Genomic DNA, 15,344 nt, shown 5'->3' on the forward strand with positions numbered 1-15,344 from the left:
TCAATGCGAATTTTATTTATACACCAGAACTTTCCTGGTCAGTACGTTCATATTGTTCAGAGATTAGCTCAGATTGGTAATCATCAGTTGGTTGCACTTGGTATTAATGAGCTCGACCGTAATCGACCATTGCCAGAACAGCTTAATTATTTTCGTTATCGCTTGGATCGTGGCAACACCCCTGGGGTGCACCCCTTGGTGATGGAGACGGAGACAAAGATGATTCGTGCAGAAGGATGTGCACGAGCTGCGCATCAACTCAAAGCCAAGGGTTTTGAACCGGATGTGATTCTTGCTCATCCCGGTTGGGGAGAGCCCCTGTTTCTTCGAACAATCTGGCCAAATTCTCCTCTGCTCTGCTATCAGGAATTTTTCTATAACGAGCACGGCTTCGATTCCAATTTCGATCCCGAATTTCAGGAGGAGCGCTCATGGAAGGCCCAGGCAAAGCTGATCATGAAAAATGCATACCTGCACGTCACTCTTGAACAAGCCAGCTGGAATGTGTCGCCAACCCATTTCCAGGCAAGCAGTTTTCCTGAACACTGGCGGAAGCGCATCAGCGTTGTTCATGACGGCGTTGATACCAAGCGAGCCGCCCCCAATCCGAACCCCGAATCGCTCATCCTTCCGGACGGAACGGAATTGAAGCCTGGCCAGCCGATTGTGACCTTCGTCAATCGAAGACTTGAGCCGTATCGAGGCTGCCACACGTTTCTCAGGGCCTTACCGGCCTTGCAGGAGCAGTGCCCTGACGCACGCATTGTGATCGTTGGTGAGACCAAAGGAGTGAGTTACGGCGCTGCGTGCCCCGACGGTGAGTGGAAAGACCAGTTTCTTGCCGAGATCGAGGGGCGTTACGACCCTTCCCGTGTGCACTTCACAGGAACTCTGCCCTACACCCAATTCATTCCCCTTCTGCAGCTGAGTGCCTGTCACGTCTATCTCACCTATCCCTTCGTGATGAGCTGGAGTCTGCTGGAGGCGATGGCCTGTGGTTGTGCTGTCGTCGGCTCGGCAACAGCACCCGTTCAGGAGGTGATCAGGCACGGCAGCAATGGCCTGCTTGTGGATTTCTTCTCCCCTGCTGATTTGGCGGCGGCCGTGACGGAGACGCTTCAAAATCGAGACCAAGCTCGTGCATTTGGAGAGGCGGCCCGCCGCACCGTGCAACGCACTTACGACCTTGATCTTTGTGTCACGCGCCAGCTGGGATTGCTGGACCTTGTGGCCAGTGGAAGCATCAACGCCTGAAACGGCAAACTGAGACGGGATTCAGAACCGTTCGATTTGACGCAGCTGCAAAGCCTGAGGGGCATGGTGGATCTGCTGCCGGAAGCGATGCAGCGCTGGCAGGCGGTGGAGGACGCGGCCCGCCGGTTGTTTCAGCGTTCTGGTTTTCTGGAGATCCGCACCCCACTTCTCGAAACCACCGAACTGTTCTGCCGAGGGATCGGCGAAGCAACGGATGTGGTGGGAAAGGAGATGTATAGCTTCAGCGATCGTGGTGATCGCAGCTGCACCTTGCGGCCGGAGGGCACGGCTTCGGTGGTCAGGGCCGCCCTGCAGCACGGATTGCTCAGTCAGGGGCCGCAACGCCTTTGGTATTCAGGCCCAATGTTCCGCTATGAGCGCCCTCAGGCCGGGCGACAGCGGCAGTTTCATCAGATCGGTGTGGAGTGGTTGGGGGCGGACAGTCCCCGTAGTGATGTCGAAGTGATTGCCCTGGGCTGGGATCTACTCGCCAGCCTTGGCGTAGGGGGGCTGGAACTCGAGCTCAACAGCCTTGGCTCACCTGAGGATCGAATCGCCTATCGCGAGGCTCTGGTGCGCTGGTTGGAGCAACGGGCGGACCAGCTCGACGATGACTCCCGTCAACGGTTGCAGGTCAATCCGCTGCGCATCCTGGATTCCAAAAACAAGGCCACCCAGGCTCTGCTTGATGAGGCGCCAACGCTTGCTGATGCGCTTAGTGACGCCAGTCGTCGTCGGTTTGATGAGGTTCAGCAGGGGCTCGACACCCTGGGGATCCCGTTCAGGATCAATCCACGCCTTGTGCGGGGCCTGGACTACTACGGCCATACAGCGTTCGAAATCACCAGCGATCAGCTGGGTGCGCAGGCCACTGTTTGCGGGGGTGGGCGCTACAACGGGCTGGTCAGTCAATTGGGTGGTCCAGCAACACCGGCGATCGGCTGGGCACTTGGCATGGAGCGGTTGATTCTTGTGCTTGAGGCGGCGTCGGAAGCGGATCCTCAAGGACCTGCTGCTCGTCTCACGACGCGTCAAGTTCCAGATGCTTTTTTGGTGAATCGGGGAGAATCGGCTGAGCGGCTTGCCTTAGCCCTAGCCCGGTCCTTGCGTCAAGCCGAATTGGCGGTGGAGTTGGACGGGAGCGGATCAGCGTTCGGCAAGCAGTTCAAACGCGCCGATCGCAGTGGTGCCCGTTGGGCTCTGGTGATTGGAGAGGAGGAAGCCGAGCGGAGCGAGGTGCGCCTCAAGCCGTTGCATGGTGATGGTGAGCCCATCACCCTCAAGTTGGCAGATCTGGAGGGCCTGATCACCCTGCTGCGACGCTAGGAATCAACGTGTGACATCACGCCATGCGTGGTACTTTGCCTGGGATTTTGGGTGTGTTTGTTGATCAATCTGGTGACGGGAGGAGCCGGTTTCGTTGGCTCCCATCTGATTGATCGCCTGATGGAAGCAGGCGAAGAAGTGATTTGCCTCGATAATTATTTCACCGGACGTAAAAAAAATATTTCTCAGTGGATGGGTCATCCACGTTTTGAACTCATTCGCCATGATGTAACGGATCCGATCCGTCTGGAATGTGATCGGATCTGGCATCTGGCTTGTCCAGCATCACCTGTTCACTATCAGTTCAACCCGATCAAAACATCCAAGACCAGTTTTTTAGGGACGTACAACATGCTTGGCCTGGCAAGGCGCGTTGGAGCGCGTTTATTGCTCGCAAGCACCAGTGAAGTGTATGGGGATCCAGAGGTGCATCCTCAACCAGAAAGTTATCGAGGCTGTGTCAATACAATTGGCATTCGAAGTTGTTATGACGAAGGAAAGAGGATTGCGGAAACTCTCTGCTTCGATTACCAGCGAATGCATGAAGTGGAAATTCGTGTCATGCGAATTTTTAATACTTACGGCCCGCGCATGCTGCCAGATGATGGTCGGGTGGTCAGTAACTTCATCGTTCAGGCTTTAAAAGGTGAGCCGTTGACGCTTTATGGAGATGGCAGCCAGACGCGATCCTTCTGTTTCGTTGACGATCTCGTGGAGGGCATGATTCGTTTGATGAATGGATCTCATACCGGTCCAATGAATATTGGCAATCCCGGTGAGTTCACCATTCGTCAGTTGGCGGAATTGATCAGAAATAATGTCAATCCTCAGCTCCCGCTGATTGAGAAGCCCTTGCCGGCGGATGACCCTCTCCAACGTCAGCCCGTGATTGATCTGGCTCGTCAGGAACTGGGCTGGGAGCCGACCATTTCACTGGAGCAGGGACTCGAACCGACCATTGATTGGTTCCGTAAGGTTCTTGGACTTCAACCCGGTGGATCCGCCGAGGTGTCTTCATGACAATCCAGCGCATCTGTTGCATGGGGGCGGGTTACGTCGGTGGCCCGACCATGGCGGTGATTGCAGACCGGTGTCTGGATGTACAGGTCACCGTTGTCGATCTCAACGAGCAGCGAATCGCGGCTTGGAACGATGCAGACCTCAGTCGTCTTCCGGTCTATGAACCGGGTCTGGATGCTGTGGTGGATCGGGCGCGGGGCCGCAACCTTCATTTCTCCACCGATGTGGATGGCGCGATCGCCGATGCCGACATGGTGTTTATTTCCGTCAACACCCCGACGAAGGCCCGGGGGCTTGGTGCAGGGCAGGCGAGTGATCTGCGTTGGGTCGAGGCCTGTGCTCGTCAGGTGGCCAAATCCGCGCGTGGCCACACGATCGTTGTCGAAAAAAGCACCCTTCCGGTTCGTACAGCTGAAGCGATTCGCACCATTCTTGAGGCAGCTCAGGCGCCCCTGGCTGAAGGGGAAGCGCCACGGACATTTGCGGTTTTGTCTAATCCCGAATTCCTGGCTGAAGGAACGGCCATTCGGGATCTTGAAACCCCTGATCGTGTTCTGATCGGTGGTGAAGATGACAGCTCCATCGATGCCCTGGCCGGTGTGTACGGCCAGTGGGTGCCCGGTGAACGGATCCTGCGCACCAATCTTTGGAGCAGTGAACTGTCCAAGCTCACCGCCAATGCTTTTCTGGCTCAGCGGATCAGTTCGATCAATTCAGTGGCGGCTTTATGTGAGAACACTGGGGCTGATGTCCGCGAGGTCGCCCGCGCCATTGGTACCGACAGTCGGATTGGTCCCAAGTTCCTGCAGTCCGGCCCGGGTTTCGGAGGCAGTTGTTTTCAGAAGGACATTCTCAATCTGGTGTATCTCTGCCGTCACTTCGGTCTGCCGGAAGTCGCTGATTACTGGGAGAGTGTGGTGCATCTCAACACCTGGCAGCAGCACCGGATCTCCAGGCTTGTGGTTCAGCGTCTCTTTGGGACGGTCACCGGAAAACGTCTTGCGATCCTTGGCTTCGCCTTCAAGGCCGACACAAACGACACCCGTGAAGCTCCGGCGATTCGGATTGCCCATGATCTGCTCGAAGAAGGTGCGCAGCTTGCGATTCATGATCCAAAGGTCGAGTCTGCTCAGATTTCTCGCGATCTCCGACAGGATGCTGAGGTGCCGGATGCTGGAACCGGCATGACAGCCAAGACCCTGAGCGGTCAGGGAGCCTGGTGGGCAGCTGGCAGTGTTGAACAGGCTGTTGCCGGTGCTGATGCCGTTTTGATCCTGACCGAGTGGACGCAGTACCGGACGCTGGACTGGAAGGATCTTTCCGCGCGAATGCGCCGTCCAGCCTGGGTTTTTGATGCCAGAGCCGTTGCCGATCCGAATCAGGTGCGCGCTGCCGGGCTCACGCTTTGGCGTGTGGGTGATGGAGCTCAGTGAGCCGAACCGTTCTTGTCACTGGTGCTGCAGGCTTCATCGGTGCGGCGCTGAGTGATCGGCTGCTTCAACAGGGTGATCGGGTGATTGGTGTTGACAATCTCAACAACTACTACGACCCAACGCTTAAAGAAGCGCGCCTACGGCGCATTCAAGCGAAGCCCGAGGCGGCGGACGCATGGCGTTTTGAGCGGCTGAATCTCGAGGATGATGCGGCGCTGATTGCTCTGTTCAACGACGAGCGTCCTCAAGTGGTGGTCAATCTTGCGGCTCAGGCTGGTGTGCGTTACTCCCTCGAAAACCCCGCGGCCTACATCCAGAGCAACCTTGTCGGTTTTGGAAACATCCTGGAGTGTTGCCGCCACCACGATGTCGGCAATCTGATTTACGCCTCCAGCAGCTCTGTTTACGGCGGTAATCGCAATCTGCCTTTCCAGGAAAGGCAGCCGGTGAATCATCCCGTGAGCCTCTACGCAGCCAGTAAGAAAGCCAATGAACTGATGGCCCATACCTACAGCCATCTCTACGGTTTGCCGGCAACGGGTCTGCGTTTTTTCACGGTATACGGCCCATGGGGACGGCCGGATATGGCCCCAATGCTCTTTGCGCGCGCCATTCTTGATGGGGACTCGATCCAGGTGTTCAATCACGGTCGGATGCAGCGTGATTTCACCTTCATCGACGACATTGTTGAAGGGGTGCTGCGTTGTTGCGCGAAACCTGCCACTGCAGACCCTCATTTCGACGCTTTGGATCCAGATCCATCAACGGCAGCAGCTCCGCACCGTCTGTTCAATATCGGGAACAGCCAGCCCACACAACTGCTGCGCTTCATTGAAGTGATGGAAGAGGCCTTTGGCCGTGAGGCGATCAAAGATTTTCAGCCGATGCAGCCGGGGGATGTGGTGGCCACGGCAGCGGATACAACAGCCCTGGAGGCTTGGGTTGGATTTCGCCCTTCAACAACGATTGAAACAGGTGTGGCTTCGTTCGCGCAGTGGTATCGCTCGTACTATTCGCTCTGAATCTTGAGAGAAGCCCCTGCTGACGCTCGCTGCAGGGAAACAAAAAGAGCAACAAAAAACCGGCCCTGCGGCCGGCTGATTTGATTGCTTGAGTTGAATTGAAGTCAGGCAGAACCGACGCCCGTGTAGGAACCGTAGAAAAACAGACCTACGACGAAGAGAACAGCCATGCCGCCTGCAGTGGCAACCAGCCACAACGGCAGGACACCTTCCGTCCAGCGCGACCGCCAGGGAACGGCTGGGCGCCCGTCAGGCAGACGATCGGGAATACGACCGTCGGGATACAGAGACTTCTTTCCGCTCATGAATCAGGCCTCAATTGAAGAAGTAGCTGGAAAACAGCACACCGGTGGTGAACACGAACAACAGCCCAAGAAAAAGGCTGGTGCGGTTGAGTTCAACCGGCAGGTTGTTGGGATTGGGATTGCGATCCATAGATCAGGGCTCAATCAGCGACGGATGAATTGCATCGCGGCCAGAGCACCGAGGAAGAACACGGTTGGCACGCCGAGAGTGTGGAGAGCAAGCCAGCGCACCGTAAAAATCGGATAATTGCGTGGCGTGGTGGAGACTGGAGCTTGGGTCATTGGAGTTATTTCAGGCGGACGTCGAGCTCGGACTTGCCCTCATACCGCTGGCTCACAACAGGAGCTTTGGCTTCCGTTGCTTGGAAATAAGCGTCGGGTCGAGGTGTCCCGAAGGCGTCGTAGGCCAGGCCTGTAGAAACGAACAGAAATCCTGCCAGGAAGATCGACGGCAGGGTCACTGCGTGGATCACCCAATAGCGGATGCTCGTAATGATTTCGAAGAACGGGCGTTCCCCTGTGGAGCCTGCAGCCATGGCTTTGGGCGTATCAGCTCGGAGATTCTAGAAGCTCAGCTCGGTGGACGGTCAATCCGAGCTGAGCTCAGTTACACAGCGTTGCTGACCCAGCGCAGCAGGTTGCCCCGCTCACCCAGCACAAAGGCGTGGTCAGCATCGATCACGATGCGGGTGAAATTGCTGGGCTGCCGATCGCCAACGGGATCGATTTCCCAGCTGTCTCCACCGTCCTGACTGACGAGAAGGGTCCCGTTACCACCTCCGGCCCAGATGGAACCCTCGTCATCCCAGGCCATGTCCATATATCCGTAGCCGTTGGTGATCGGAATGATTGGCTTGCTCCAGCTTTCCAGATCGTCCTGCTCATCATTCAGGCGGATTTGGGCGCCACGGGCGAGCATCCAGAGATTTCCATCGGGTTGATAACCAATGCTTTGCAGGCGCTGACTGCTCACGCGCTGGTGCACTTGCCATACAGGGTCACCGGGCTGCCAGGTGGCATAGAAATTGCCCAGGCTGCTGACGCTGACGTAGCTGCCGTCCTCACTTCGGCGCAGATCACGAACGGCGCCTGCCGCATCGGTGACCTTGGCCTCCCAGCTGCCACCACCATCATGGGTTTCATAAACCGCGCCCACATTGGTGGCAAGTTCAGCCGAATTTTTGGACAATGCCGTGATCAGGTAAGGCTCACCCGGCAATTTGGTGTCCAAAAACAGCCGCGTCCAATTCTGACCGGCATCGGTGCTGTGCATTAGCAGGCCAGGTTGACCGGCGATCCAGCCCTCTGCTCCGTTGAAGTCGATGCTGATCAAACGGAAGTTTTCTTCATCCGGCAGGTCGAGGCTGCGGGGATTCCAATTGGAACCTGCATCGTCGGTTTCCTGGATCATCCGATTGCTACCGACGAGGAATCCATGGTTCCGATCGGTAAAAGCCACATCGAGGGGATTGGCTTGGGTTTCGAGGTCCTGGGCCTCCCATGGACTTGAGACGGCAATCGGCAGACGCGTGGTGACGCATCCACTCAGCCCGACGCTGATCAGGACAGCCAGGGCAAGATTGAGAAGTGGGGTGAAGAATTTGGTGATGGTGCGAGGCATCAGCGCAAGGAGTAGAGGGACAGGAAAAATGCGAAGGCAAGCGCCATGCTGCCGAAGATGAGAACATTCTTCTGACCAGGCGTGAGGCGGTTCACCCCCAGCCCGAAATTGAGGTTTTCCTCGAAGCCGCTTGCTTTGGTTCTTGGTCCGATATCCCTAAAAGCGGCGACACGGCTGCGGCAGACCGGGCAGCGAAAGCTCAGCGGATCGAGATCCTCGAAGGCTGTACCGGCTTGGATCCCCACCTTTTTGACCCCTTCATCCGGGTCATAGACGTATCCGCAGCTGCGGCACTCGAAACGGTGGGTGCGGGGATCAGTTGATTGCTCGTCCCCGCTGGAGGCCTCGGCGATGGTTTCTACCGGAGCTGTCGTGGACTCCGCAGACTGGATCTCGTCGCTCACCGCTGTGCTGCCATGCCGGCTGACTCTATCGACGTCAACTCTCGGCAGTGAATGCCAAAATGAGTTGGACTACGGGGACATCCATGTTTGCCCTGCCTGGCTACGACGCCTTCCTGGGGTTTTTGTTGATAGCTGCTGCCGTACCGATTTTGGCGCTGATCACCAACAAAGTTGTGGCTCCAAAGAGTCGCGCAGGTGAGCGTCAGCTCACTTACGAATCAGGCATGGAGCCCATTGGTGGTGCTTGGATCCAATTCAACATCCGCTACTACATGTTTGCTCTGGTTTTCGTCATCTTTGATGTCGAAACCGTTTTCCTTTATCCCTGGGCTGTCGCGTTCAACCGCCTTGGTCTGTTGGCTTTCATCGAAGCTCTGATTTTCATTGCCATCCTTCTCGTCGCTCTCGCCTATGCCTGGCGCAAGGGTGCTCTCGAGTGGAGCTAAGTCATGCCTGAAACTCCTTTGTCCAACACACCTTCGATCACTGCGGTTCGCGACCTGCGGGAAGCAAGCTGTGGACCGATTGGTGCTCCATCGGTGACGAGCGATCTCAGTGAAAATGTGATCCTCACCAGTTTGGATGACCTCCATAACTGGGCACGACTCAGCAGCCTCTGGCCTCTTCTTTATGGGACAGCCTGCTGTTTCATCGAATTTGCTGCCCTGATTGGTTCCCGGTTCGATTTCGACAGATTCGGCCTAGTTCCGCGCAGTTCGCCGCGACAAGCTGATCTCCTGATCGTGGCCGGCACGCTCACGATGAAGATGGCTCCTGCTTTGGTGAGGCTCTATGAGCAGATGCCTGAGCCCAAATACGTGATCGCCATGGGCGCCTGCACCATCACCGGCGGCATGTTCAGTGCTGATTCCACAACAGCTGTTCGTGGTGTCGACAAACTGATTCCCGTGGATCTTTATCTCCCTGGTTGTCCTCCACGGCCAGAGGCGATTTTTGATGCGGTGATCAAACTTCGCAAGAAGGTTGGTGATGAGTCGCTCGCAGAACGTCGCAAGCATCAGCAAACGCACCGTTATTGCACTGTTGCCCATTCGATGAAGCGGGTCGAGCCTGAAATCACCGGTGCCTATCTGCAGGCGGAAACCCAGCGTGCTGCTCTTGCCGAAGCACCTGGACGCAAACTGGCCACCGACGCCGCTGTTCTCACCCCGGCCAAGGAGCCCGTTGAGTCATGAGCGAAACGCCCAAATCCACACCACCGAGTGAAGAGACAGCAGCTGTAGCTGTTGTTGAACCGGGTCCTGTCAGCCAATGGTTGCAGGCACAAGGGTTTGAACATCAATCGCTCGACGCTGATCACCTGGGTTTGGAACAGATCGGTGTTGAACCGATGCTGCTTCCAATCATCGCCGCTGCTTTGAAAGGAAACGGTTTTGATTACCTCCAATGCCAGGGGGGATATGACGAAGGACCTGGTGAACATCTGGTTTGTTTCTATCACTTGGTGGCCTTGAATGAGAAGGTGGAGGCCATGTCTTCAGGGGTCGATGCCAAGATTCGAGAGGTTCGCCTGAAAGTTTTTCTCTCTAGGGAGGGAACGCCAACGCTTCCTTCGGTGTATGGGTTGTTCCGTGGCGCTGATTGGCAGGAGCGCGAAACCTTCGACATGTTTGGTATTCAGTTTGAGGGACATCCACATCCCAAACGTCTGTTGATGCCTGAAGACTGGAAGGGTTGGCCCTTGAGAAAAGATTATGTGCAGCCTGATTTTTATGAAATGCAGGATGCTTATTAATACCTTTTCGTAGATTATTGTTTTTCTAGATTTTTTAGAAAGCATACAAGTCGATCTATGTCTGCTTTTGAGTAATTTTTTTGATCTGCAACGCGCAGGTGAATATATTCTAGGCCAAGAGATACTGCGATGTCTGCATAGGAGGAGGTTCCTCTTTCCCCAAAAATTTCAACAACTTTCGTTCTATTTTTGCAGCCTATGATATTTGTCATTCCTGCCCCATGCAGTCCAATAATGATGTCTGCGCTTTGAAATGCTTTCATTTGTGTTTGTATAGAAATTTCTTCTAAGTATAAAATATTGTATGAATATGATTCGATCGCTTTCTCAAGTTCGTCCTGATTTGCGAATCTTCTTGCCGGTGACTTTCGCGATATAAAAATTTTTTTAGGCATTATTTCGTCTAATTGTTCGGTTAATTTGAATGTCAACCTTCTAAGCTTTTTCAAAAATCGCCTGTTAGCCAAACATGCTGGATGTTTCAGGCTAAGGCCAAGCATCCCTGATTTGGCGAAGGTATTTCCAGGCCCCCCAAAGGAGTTTGCGCAAAAAAGTAATTGCTCAAAATGAATGCACTGCAACTCCTTTATGTAAATGACTTTGGAGTTTGGCAGCATATTATTGATGATTTTTTTAGCCCATGGCCATGTTGATTCGTAGAAGATAAATTGATCAACAGTGATTTTGCATTCCTGGCACTGCCAGGCTCTAATGAGGTGGTCGAGTGTTGTATGGCACATGTTCCCATCAGTAAATCTATCTCCGCAAAAAAATGAAATTCCTGAAAGTTGAAGCTCGTCTGGTTTGTCCCAGACGGATTGGGTTTTTTCTATGTAAGACGATCTAATTGTGTTGTCTCTGCTGAAACTTGAAAGAATTATTTCATTTGACGCATTTTTCAGAATTAATCCTCGAGTCTCAGTTATTGGCTTTTCATCTTTTGTTTCTTGATTCTGAATTGGGATGATATTGCTAAACAGAAGACGAGCATTTTTTAGGCTGTAAAAATATGTATCTATTCCGAACTTCCTGTTGCATTTAAGCTCGAGTTGGAGTTCAGAAAATTGCATTATAAAACACTTTGGCATGCCTATGGTTTTGCATCATATCTCACGAATCATTCCGCATCAAAATATTTCGTCTGCAAGCCGAATCTTTTTATATCTGCCACTCAATTCCTCTGCAGAATTGCTGTTCGCGGCTTCGATAAGCTGATTCCTGTTGATCTTTATCCTCCTTTGGGTGTCCTCTTTGGCTGGAAGCGATCTTCGATGCGGTGATCAAGTGTCTCAAGAAGGTGGGCAATGAGTCTTTTGCAGAACGTCGCAAGCGTCGGCAGACGCATCCCCATTGCGCCGTTTGGCATTCGATCAGGCGTTACGAAGCTGAGATCATCGTGTGCGTTCCTGCAGGTAGGACAAAGCACAGCGGCTGTAGTTGTGGTTTGACCCGGTCCGCTCAGCCAATGGTTGCAGTCCCAAACGTGTTGTATGCCTGAAGATTGGAACGGTTGGCCGTTGATAAACGATGATGTGCAGCCTGATTTGGATGAAACGAAGGATGGTCATTAATGACTCATTGCACAGGTGAATTTCCTAGGCAAGTTAGGGCATAACTGAATATGCTAATTACGGGTAAAGTTCCTCTAATTTCTTGGAGTTTTGAAGCATTCCATCGGTGAATTGCCAGGATAGGCCTTTTGAGGTCAGTGCTTTTTATTGAATGGCTGGGCCTTGCCAGGCCATGGGGGTGGTGGATTGAGCAAAGTGTTGGCTCAATTTGACGTCTGCTGCTTGCAATTGTGATTCCTGGCGAATGCAAGTTCGTTAAATTGCCGATTTGGCTCGTGATGTAATCGTCGCAGTAGTTTGTCGTCTTGGCAGGAAATTCGTCAGTTATCTTTGAAGAATTTGCCGATATTTTATTGCTGTATTAACACCTTAAGCGTGTTGATTTAAAACAGGAAAAGTGATTAATCTGCCACCTTTTCTGGCATCAGCGAGTCGCATTCGATCCAGTCTGTTGTGAGCGGTGGCTGCGGTAAAAACGCATTACCGCTAAAGCCAGGCTGCGTGGGTCGTGGCGCAGGGTTGCAGTCGGACGTGCTCCTTGCAGGGGTGCCCGCATCACGTCGTAGCCATCACGCCTTAGTGAATCGGCATCACATTCGACGGGGTCAGCACCTCGGCTCCTGTAGTGCTCAACGAGCGGAGAGGAATCCAGGTCGTCCTGGGCCAGAACGGCTGTGAACAAGCGCTGATCAATGCCAATGCTGGCCAGCTGTGCTTCGATTGCGCGCAAGTGCCCGCTGACATCAAGACCGTCTGTCTCGCCTGGTTGAGTCATCAGATTGCAGATGTACAGGCGCGGTGCACGGCTGCTGTGAATGGCTGAAACGAGTTCCGGCACCAACAAGTTGGGCAGGAGCGAGGTGTAGAGGCTTCCCGGGCCCAGCAGGATCAGATCGGCGTTGGCAATGGCTTCCAGGGCGCGCGGCAAGGCGGGGGGGCGTTCTGGCAAGCAGCCCAGACGGACGATCGGACTGGGAGCCTTGCCGATCTTGCTCTCCCCCTCGATCCGCTCGCCGTTTTCCAGTTCCGCCCAGAGCCGCACGTCCACATTTGTGGCGGGCACCACCTGTCCTTGAACAGCCAAAACCCGACTCGAGGCGGTGATCGCTGTTTCGAGATTGCCGGTGATGGCCGTTAGGGCCGAGAGGAACAGATTGCCGAAGCTGTGACCCTCCAGGCCGCTGCCAGCGGAAAAGCGATATTGGAACAGGCGTGTGAGCAGCGGTTCTTCTGTGGAGAGTGCTGCCAGACAGTTGCGGATGTCCCCTGGAGGGAGGACCCCGAGTTCCCTGCGCAGCCTGCCGCTGCTGCCACCGTCATCGGCGACGGTGACAATGGCGGTGATATGGCTGCTGTAGCGCTTCAGGCCGCTCAACAACGTTGAAAGCCCTGTCCCACCCCCTATCGCCACGATGTTGGGGCCGCGGTTGAGGCGGCTTTTGGCGCGCAAGGCATCCACCAGCACCATGTCCTTGTCCGGTGCCAGAGCCTGTTGGATCGATCCGAAGCTTCGGCTTTGTCCCCAGAGCACCAGGCCGATGCCGATGATCACCACAAGCGGGCCGGTGACCTCCCGGGGAAGCACGGTCGTGATCGTGCCCAGAAACCAGCTGAGCGTTTCGAGAATCCAGTAGATCGGTTTCAGATCGGCCCAAACCGCCGCTCCGAGCAGGGCCATCAGCAGGCCGAGTCCGGAGGTGAGCAACCAGCGCTTCACCACTAGGCCAGGCTGCAGCCAGCGCATCGCCCGCTGGGAGCGGGTGACAAGATCCCGCCGGCGCGTGGCCCGCAGCACTCTGGCCTCTCGTTTACGGTGCGGGCTCACGGGCGCCAATGCGTTTTGGTTCCAGGCGTCTGACGAACTGTACGAACGCTGTCTAGCCGAGCCAGGATGGCGTCTACCCGACGCTCTTTGGTGCCCGAGTCCCAGCCCGTTGTTGAGATGCGTGATCTCACGATGCGGTGGGGAAGCCGTTGTGTACTCGATGCGGTCAATCTGCAGATGCAGCCTGGAGAGCGGCTGGCAGTGGTCGGTCCTTCAGGGGCCGGCAAGTCCACCGTGCTGCGATTGCTGGCCGGATTGCAGCTGCCCACCGCTGGAGAGTTGAGCCTGTTTGGCGAGACGCAGACCTATCTGCGCCTCGACCAGGACAACCCACCGGACGTGCGGCTTGTTTTTCAGAACCCTGCGCTGCTGGCGTCGTTAACGGTGGAAGAGAACGTTGGCTTCCTGCTTCGCGAGAAGGCGCGGATGTCGAGTGCTCAGATACGAGAGCGGGTCCAGGAGTGCCTGGAGGCGGTGGGATTGTTTGACGTGGCACATCTCTACCCCGGTGAGCTGAGCGGCGGGATGCAGAAACGGGTGAGCTTTGCGCGGGCCCTGATTGATGATCCGCAACGCAGTGATCAGTCGATGCCGTTGCTGTTGTACGACGAGCCCACAGCTGGGCTCGATCCTGTGGCCTCAACCCGCATTGAGGATCTGATCGTGAAAACCACCACAGTGGCGGGCGGATGTTCGGTGGTGGTGAGCCACGTGCGCAGCACGATCGAACGCTCCGCTGAGCGGGTGGTGATGGTCTACGACGGTCATTTTCAGTGGCAGGGGTCGGTGGAGGAGTTCCGCACAACGGATAACCCCTATGTCGAGCAGTTCAGGGCCGGTAGCCTGCGCGGACCGATGCAGCCTGCGCACTGATCCCTATGCGACGCAGTGTTCGTGATGCCATCGTCGGTTTCTCCGTGATCGGAGCGATCGTCGGCTTTACGGCCACGATGGCTTGGATGCGCGGGGTTCGTCTGGGCGCCAATGAGTGGATGATCACGGTGAAATTTGCCGATGCCAGTGGTTTGGCGGAGCGTTCACCGGTCACCTACAGGGGCATCCTCGTGGGCTCTGTGAAAGCCATTCGTGTCACCCCCGCAGCGGTGGTGGCCGATCTTGAGATCAGCCAAGGCGATCTCAAGCTTCCGATGCCCGTTACAGCCACCGTGGCACCGGGGTCCCTGCTGGGCGGTGATGCCCAGGTGTCCTTGGTCAGTTCCGGTCCGCCCCTGGCCAGCGATGCAGCCTTACCCCGTGCAGGGGATTGCAAGCCCTCCAAACAGCTTTGCCATCAGGGCACCATCAAGGGATTGCAGGCTCCAAGCATCACGAGTGTGACCCAGACCTTGCAGGAGCTGCTTTCGCAAGCCGAGGAGGCGCGCTTGGTCCCAGCCCTGGCGCAATCGACCCGACAGTTCGAGACCACCTCTAAGGATGCTTCGACGTTCCTCAAAAACGCTGACAGCACAGCCCGAGAAATCGATGCCCTGGTGAAGCAGTTGCAGGTGGAAATCGCCAAGGCCGAACCGATGATCGCCAATCTGAATGCCGCCACGGCCAATGCTGTGGAGGCATCGACCCATGTGAACAACATCGTGGCCGCCTTGGATAATCCACAAACTTTGAATGAATTGCGCCACACCGCTGCGAATGCCAGCGAATTGAGCGCCAAGATCAATGCTGTGGGCGGTGACGTGGCCAAACTCACCTCGGATGAGGAGTTCATGGCCGGCCTCAAAAGTCTGACGATTGGCCTGGGTGAGTTGTTTTCTGAGCTCTATCCCGCTGAGACATCCCAGTGATCTCT

The 15,344-nt window shown here is 55.4% G+C and carries 18 protein-coding genes and 1 pseudogene; 11 read left to right on the forward strand and 8 right to left on the reverse strand.

The window, feature by feature from the left end; genetic code table 11:
- The first annotated feature begins 3 nt into the window (after positions 1 to 3).
- The 5 genes from SIB64_RS03600 to SIB64_RS03620 are packed head-to-tail and all read left to right on the forward strand — an operon-like array spanning position 4 to position 6,055.
- Positions 4 to 1,254 carry a glycosyltransferase family 4 protein gene (locus tag SIB64_RS03600; protein ID WP_413441949.1) on the forward strand — a complete coding sequence of 417 codons (1,251 nt, stop codon included), beginning with the start codon at positions 4 to 6 and terminating at the stop codon, positions 1,252 to 1,254.
- A 36-nt stretch (positions 1,255 to 1,290) separates the two neighbouring features.
- Complete coding sequence (gene hisS, locus SIB64_RS03605; protein WP_413441950.1) at positions 1,291 to 2,580, forward strand: histidine--tRNA ligase; 1,290 nt, start codon at positions 1,291 to 1,293, stop codon at positions 2,578 to 2,580.
- Between the two features lie 57 nt (positions 2,581 to 2,637).
- The gene (locus SIB64_RS03610) at positions 2,638 to 3,600 is read left to right on the forward strand and encodes a UDP-glucuronic acid decarboxylase family protein (protein WP_413441951.1); all 963 of its coding nucleotides are present in this window, start codon (positions 2,638 to 2,640) and stop codon (positions 3,598 to 3,600) included.
- Positions 3,597 to 5,033, forward strand: coding sequence for a nucleotide sugar dehydrogenase (locus tag SIB64_RS03615; RefSeq protein WP_413441952.1), 1,437 nt, complete (start codon positions 3,597 to 3,599; stop codon positions 5,031 to 5,033). The genes SIB64_RS03610 and SIB64_RS03615 overlap by 4 nt, the downstream gene beginning before the upstream one ends.
- Positions 5,030 to 6,055, forward strand: a complete 1,026-nt coding sequence (locus tag SIB64_RS03620) for an NAD-dependent epimerase (RefSeq protein WP_413441953.1) — start codon at positions 5,030 to 5,032, stop codon at positions 6,053 to 6,055. The genes SIB64_RS03615 and SIB64_RS03620 overlap by 4 nt, the downstream gene beginning before the upstream one ends.
- 104 nt (positions 6,056 to 6,159) lie before the next feature.
- On the opposite strand, the gene SIB64_RS03625 is transcribed toward SIB64_RS03620, so the two are convergent.
- The 6 genes from SIB64_RS03625 to SIB64_RS03650 form a co-directional block, all read right to left on the reverse strand.
- Positions 6,160 to 6,360: a photosystem II reaction center protein J gene (locus SIB64_RS03625; protein WP_413441954.1), complete on the reverse strand. Its 201-nt coding sequence runs from the start codon at positions 6,358 to 6,360 to the stop codon at positions 6,160 to 6,162.
- A 10-nt stretch (positions 6,361 to 6,370) separates the two neighbouring features.
- Positions 6,371 to 6,490 (reverse strand): photosystem II reaction center protein L, encoded by a 120-nt coding sequence (locus tag SIB64_RS03630; protein ID WP_413441955.1) that lies wholly within the window; start codon positions 6,488 to 6,490, stop codon positions 6,371 to 6,373.
- 14 nt (positions 6,491 to 6,504) lie between these two features.
- Positions 6,505 to 6,642, reverse strand: coding sequence for a cytochrome b559 subunit beta (gene psbF, locus SIB64_RS03635; RefSeq protein WP_413441956.1), 138 nt, complete (start codon positions 6,640 to 6,642; stop codon positions 6,505 to 6,507).
- A gap of 5 nt (positions 6,643 to 6,647) precedes the next feature.
- The gene (psbE, locus tag SIB64_RS03640) at positions 6,648 to 6,896 is read right to left on the reverse strand and encodes a cytochrome b559 subunit alpha (RefSeq protein WP_413441957.1); all 249 of its coding nucleotides are present in this window, start codon (positions 6,894 to 6,896) and stop codon (positions 6,648 to 6,650) included.
- Between the two features lie 71 nt (positions 6,897 to 6,967).
- Positions 6,968 to 7,981 carry a photosynthesis system II assembly factor Ycf48 gene (locus SIB64_RS03645; protein WP_413441958.1) on the reverse strand — a complete coding sequence of 338 codons (1,014 nt, stop codon included), beginning with the start codon at positions 7,979 to 7,981 and terminating at the stop codon, positions 6,968 to 6,970.
- A complete protein-coding gene (locus SIB64_RS03650; RefSeq protein WP_413441959.1) occupies positions 7,981 to 8,385 on the reverse strand; it encodes a rubredoxin in 405 nt (134 codons plus the stop codon). The genes SIB64_RS03645 and SIB64_RS03650 overlap by 1 nt, the downstream gene beginning before the upstream one ends.
- Before the next feature lie 83 nt (positions 8,386 to 8,468).
- Between SIB64_RS03650 and SIB64_RS03655 the strand changes: the two genes are divergently transcribed.
- The 3 genes from SIB64_RS03655 to SIB64_RS03665 are packed head-to-tail and all read left to right on the forward strand — an operon-like array spanning position 8,469 to position 10,141.
- A complete protein-coding gene (locus SIB64_RS03655; RefSeq protein WP_413441960.1) occupies positions 8,469 to 8,831 on the forward strand; it encodes an NAD(P)H-quinone oxidoreductase subunit 3 in 363 nt (120 codons plus the stop codon).
- An 18-nt stretch (positions 8,832 to 8,849) separates the two neighbouring features.
- Complete coding sequence (gene nuoB, locus SIB64_RS03660; protein WP_413442859.1) at positions 8,850 to 9,581, forward strand: NADH-quinone oxidoreductase subunit NuoB; 732 nt, start codon at positions 8,850 to 8,852, stop codon at positions 9,579 to 9,581.
- Positions 9,578 to 10,141 carry an NAD(P)H-quinone oxidoreductase subunit J gene (locus SIB64_RS03665; RefSeq protein ID WP_413441961.1) on the forward strand — a complete coding sequence of 188 codons (564 nt, stop codon included), beginning with the start codon at positions 9,578 to 9,580 and terminating at the stop codon, positions 10,139 to 10,141. Before nuoB ends, SIB64_RS03665 begins: the two co-directional genes overlap by 4 nt.
- A gap of 14 nt (positions 10,142 to 10,155) precedes the next feature.
- Here the strand turns inward: SIB64_RS03665 and SIB64_RS03670 are convergent, their stop codons facing one another.
- Positions 10,156 to 11,229, reverse strand: a complete 1,074-nt coding sequence (locus tag SIB64_RS03670; RefSeq protein WP_413441962.1) for a glycosyltransferase family 61 protein — start codon at positions 11,227 to 11,229, stop codon at positions 10,156 to 10,158.
- A 102-nt stretch (positions 11,230 to 11,331) separates the two neighbouring features.
- Between SIB64_RS03670 and SIB64_RS03675 the strand changes: the two are divergent.
- Positions 11,332 to 11,639, forward strand: a pseudogene (locus SIB64_RS03675) (NAD(P)H-quinone oxidoreductase subunit K); the annotation flags it as partial.
- A 497-nt stretch (positions 11,640 to 12,136) separates the two neighbouring features.
- Here SIB64_RS03675 and SIB64_RS03680 read toward each other — a convergent pair.
- Positions 12,137 to 13,537, reverse strand: coding sequence for a gluconeogenesis factor YvcK family protein (locus tag SIB64_RS03680; protein WP_413441963.1), 1,401 nt, complete (start codon positions 13,535 to 13,537; stop codon positions 12,137 to 12,139).
- 66 nt (positions 13,538 to 13,603) lie between these two features.
- Between SIB64_RS03680 and SIB64_RS03685 the strand changes: the two genes are divergently transcribed.
- Together SIB64_RS03685 and SIB64_RS03690 are read left to right on the forward strand one after the other, a co-directional pair.
- A complete protein-coding gene (locus tag SIB64_RS03685; RefSeq protein ID WP_413441964.1) occupies positions 13,604 to 14,410 on the forward strand; it encodes an ABC transporter ATP-binding protein in 807 nt (268 codons plus the stop codon).
- Positions 14,411 to 14,415: 5 nt separating this feature from the next.
- Complete coding sequence (locus tag SIB64_RS03690; RefSeq protein WP_413441965.1) at positions 14,416 to 15,339, forward strand: MlaD family protein; 924 nt, start codon at positions 14,416 to 14,418, stop codon at positions 15,337 to 15,339.
- The last annotated feature ends 5 nt before the right edge of the window (positions 15,340 to 15,344 follow it).

The sequence above is a fragment of the Synechococcus sp. MIT S1220 genome (genome assembly GCF_047303025.1).
Classification (GTDB): Bacteria; Cyanobacteriota; Cyanobacteriia; order PCC-6307; family Cyanobiaceae; genus Parasynechococcus.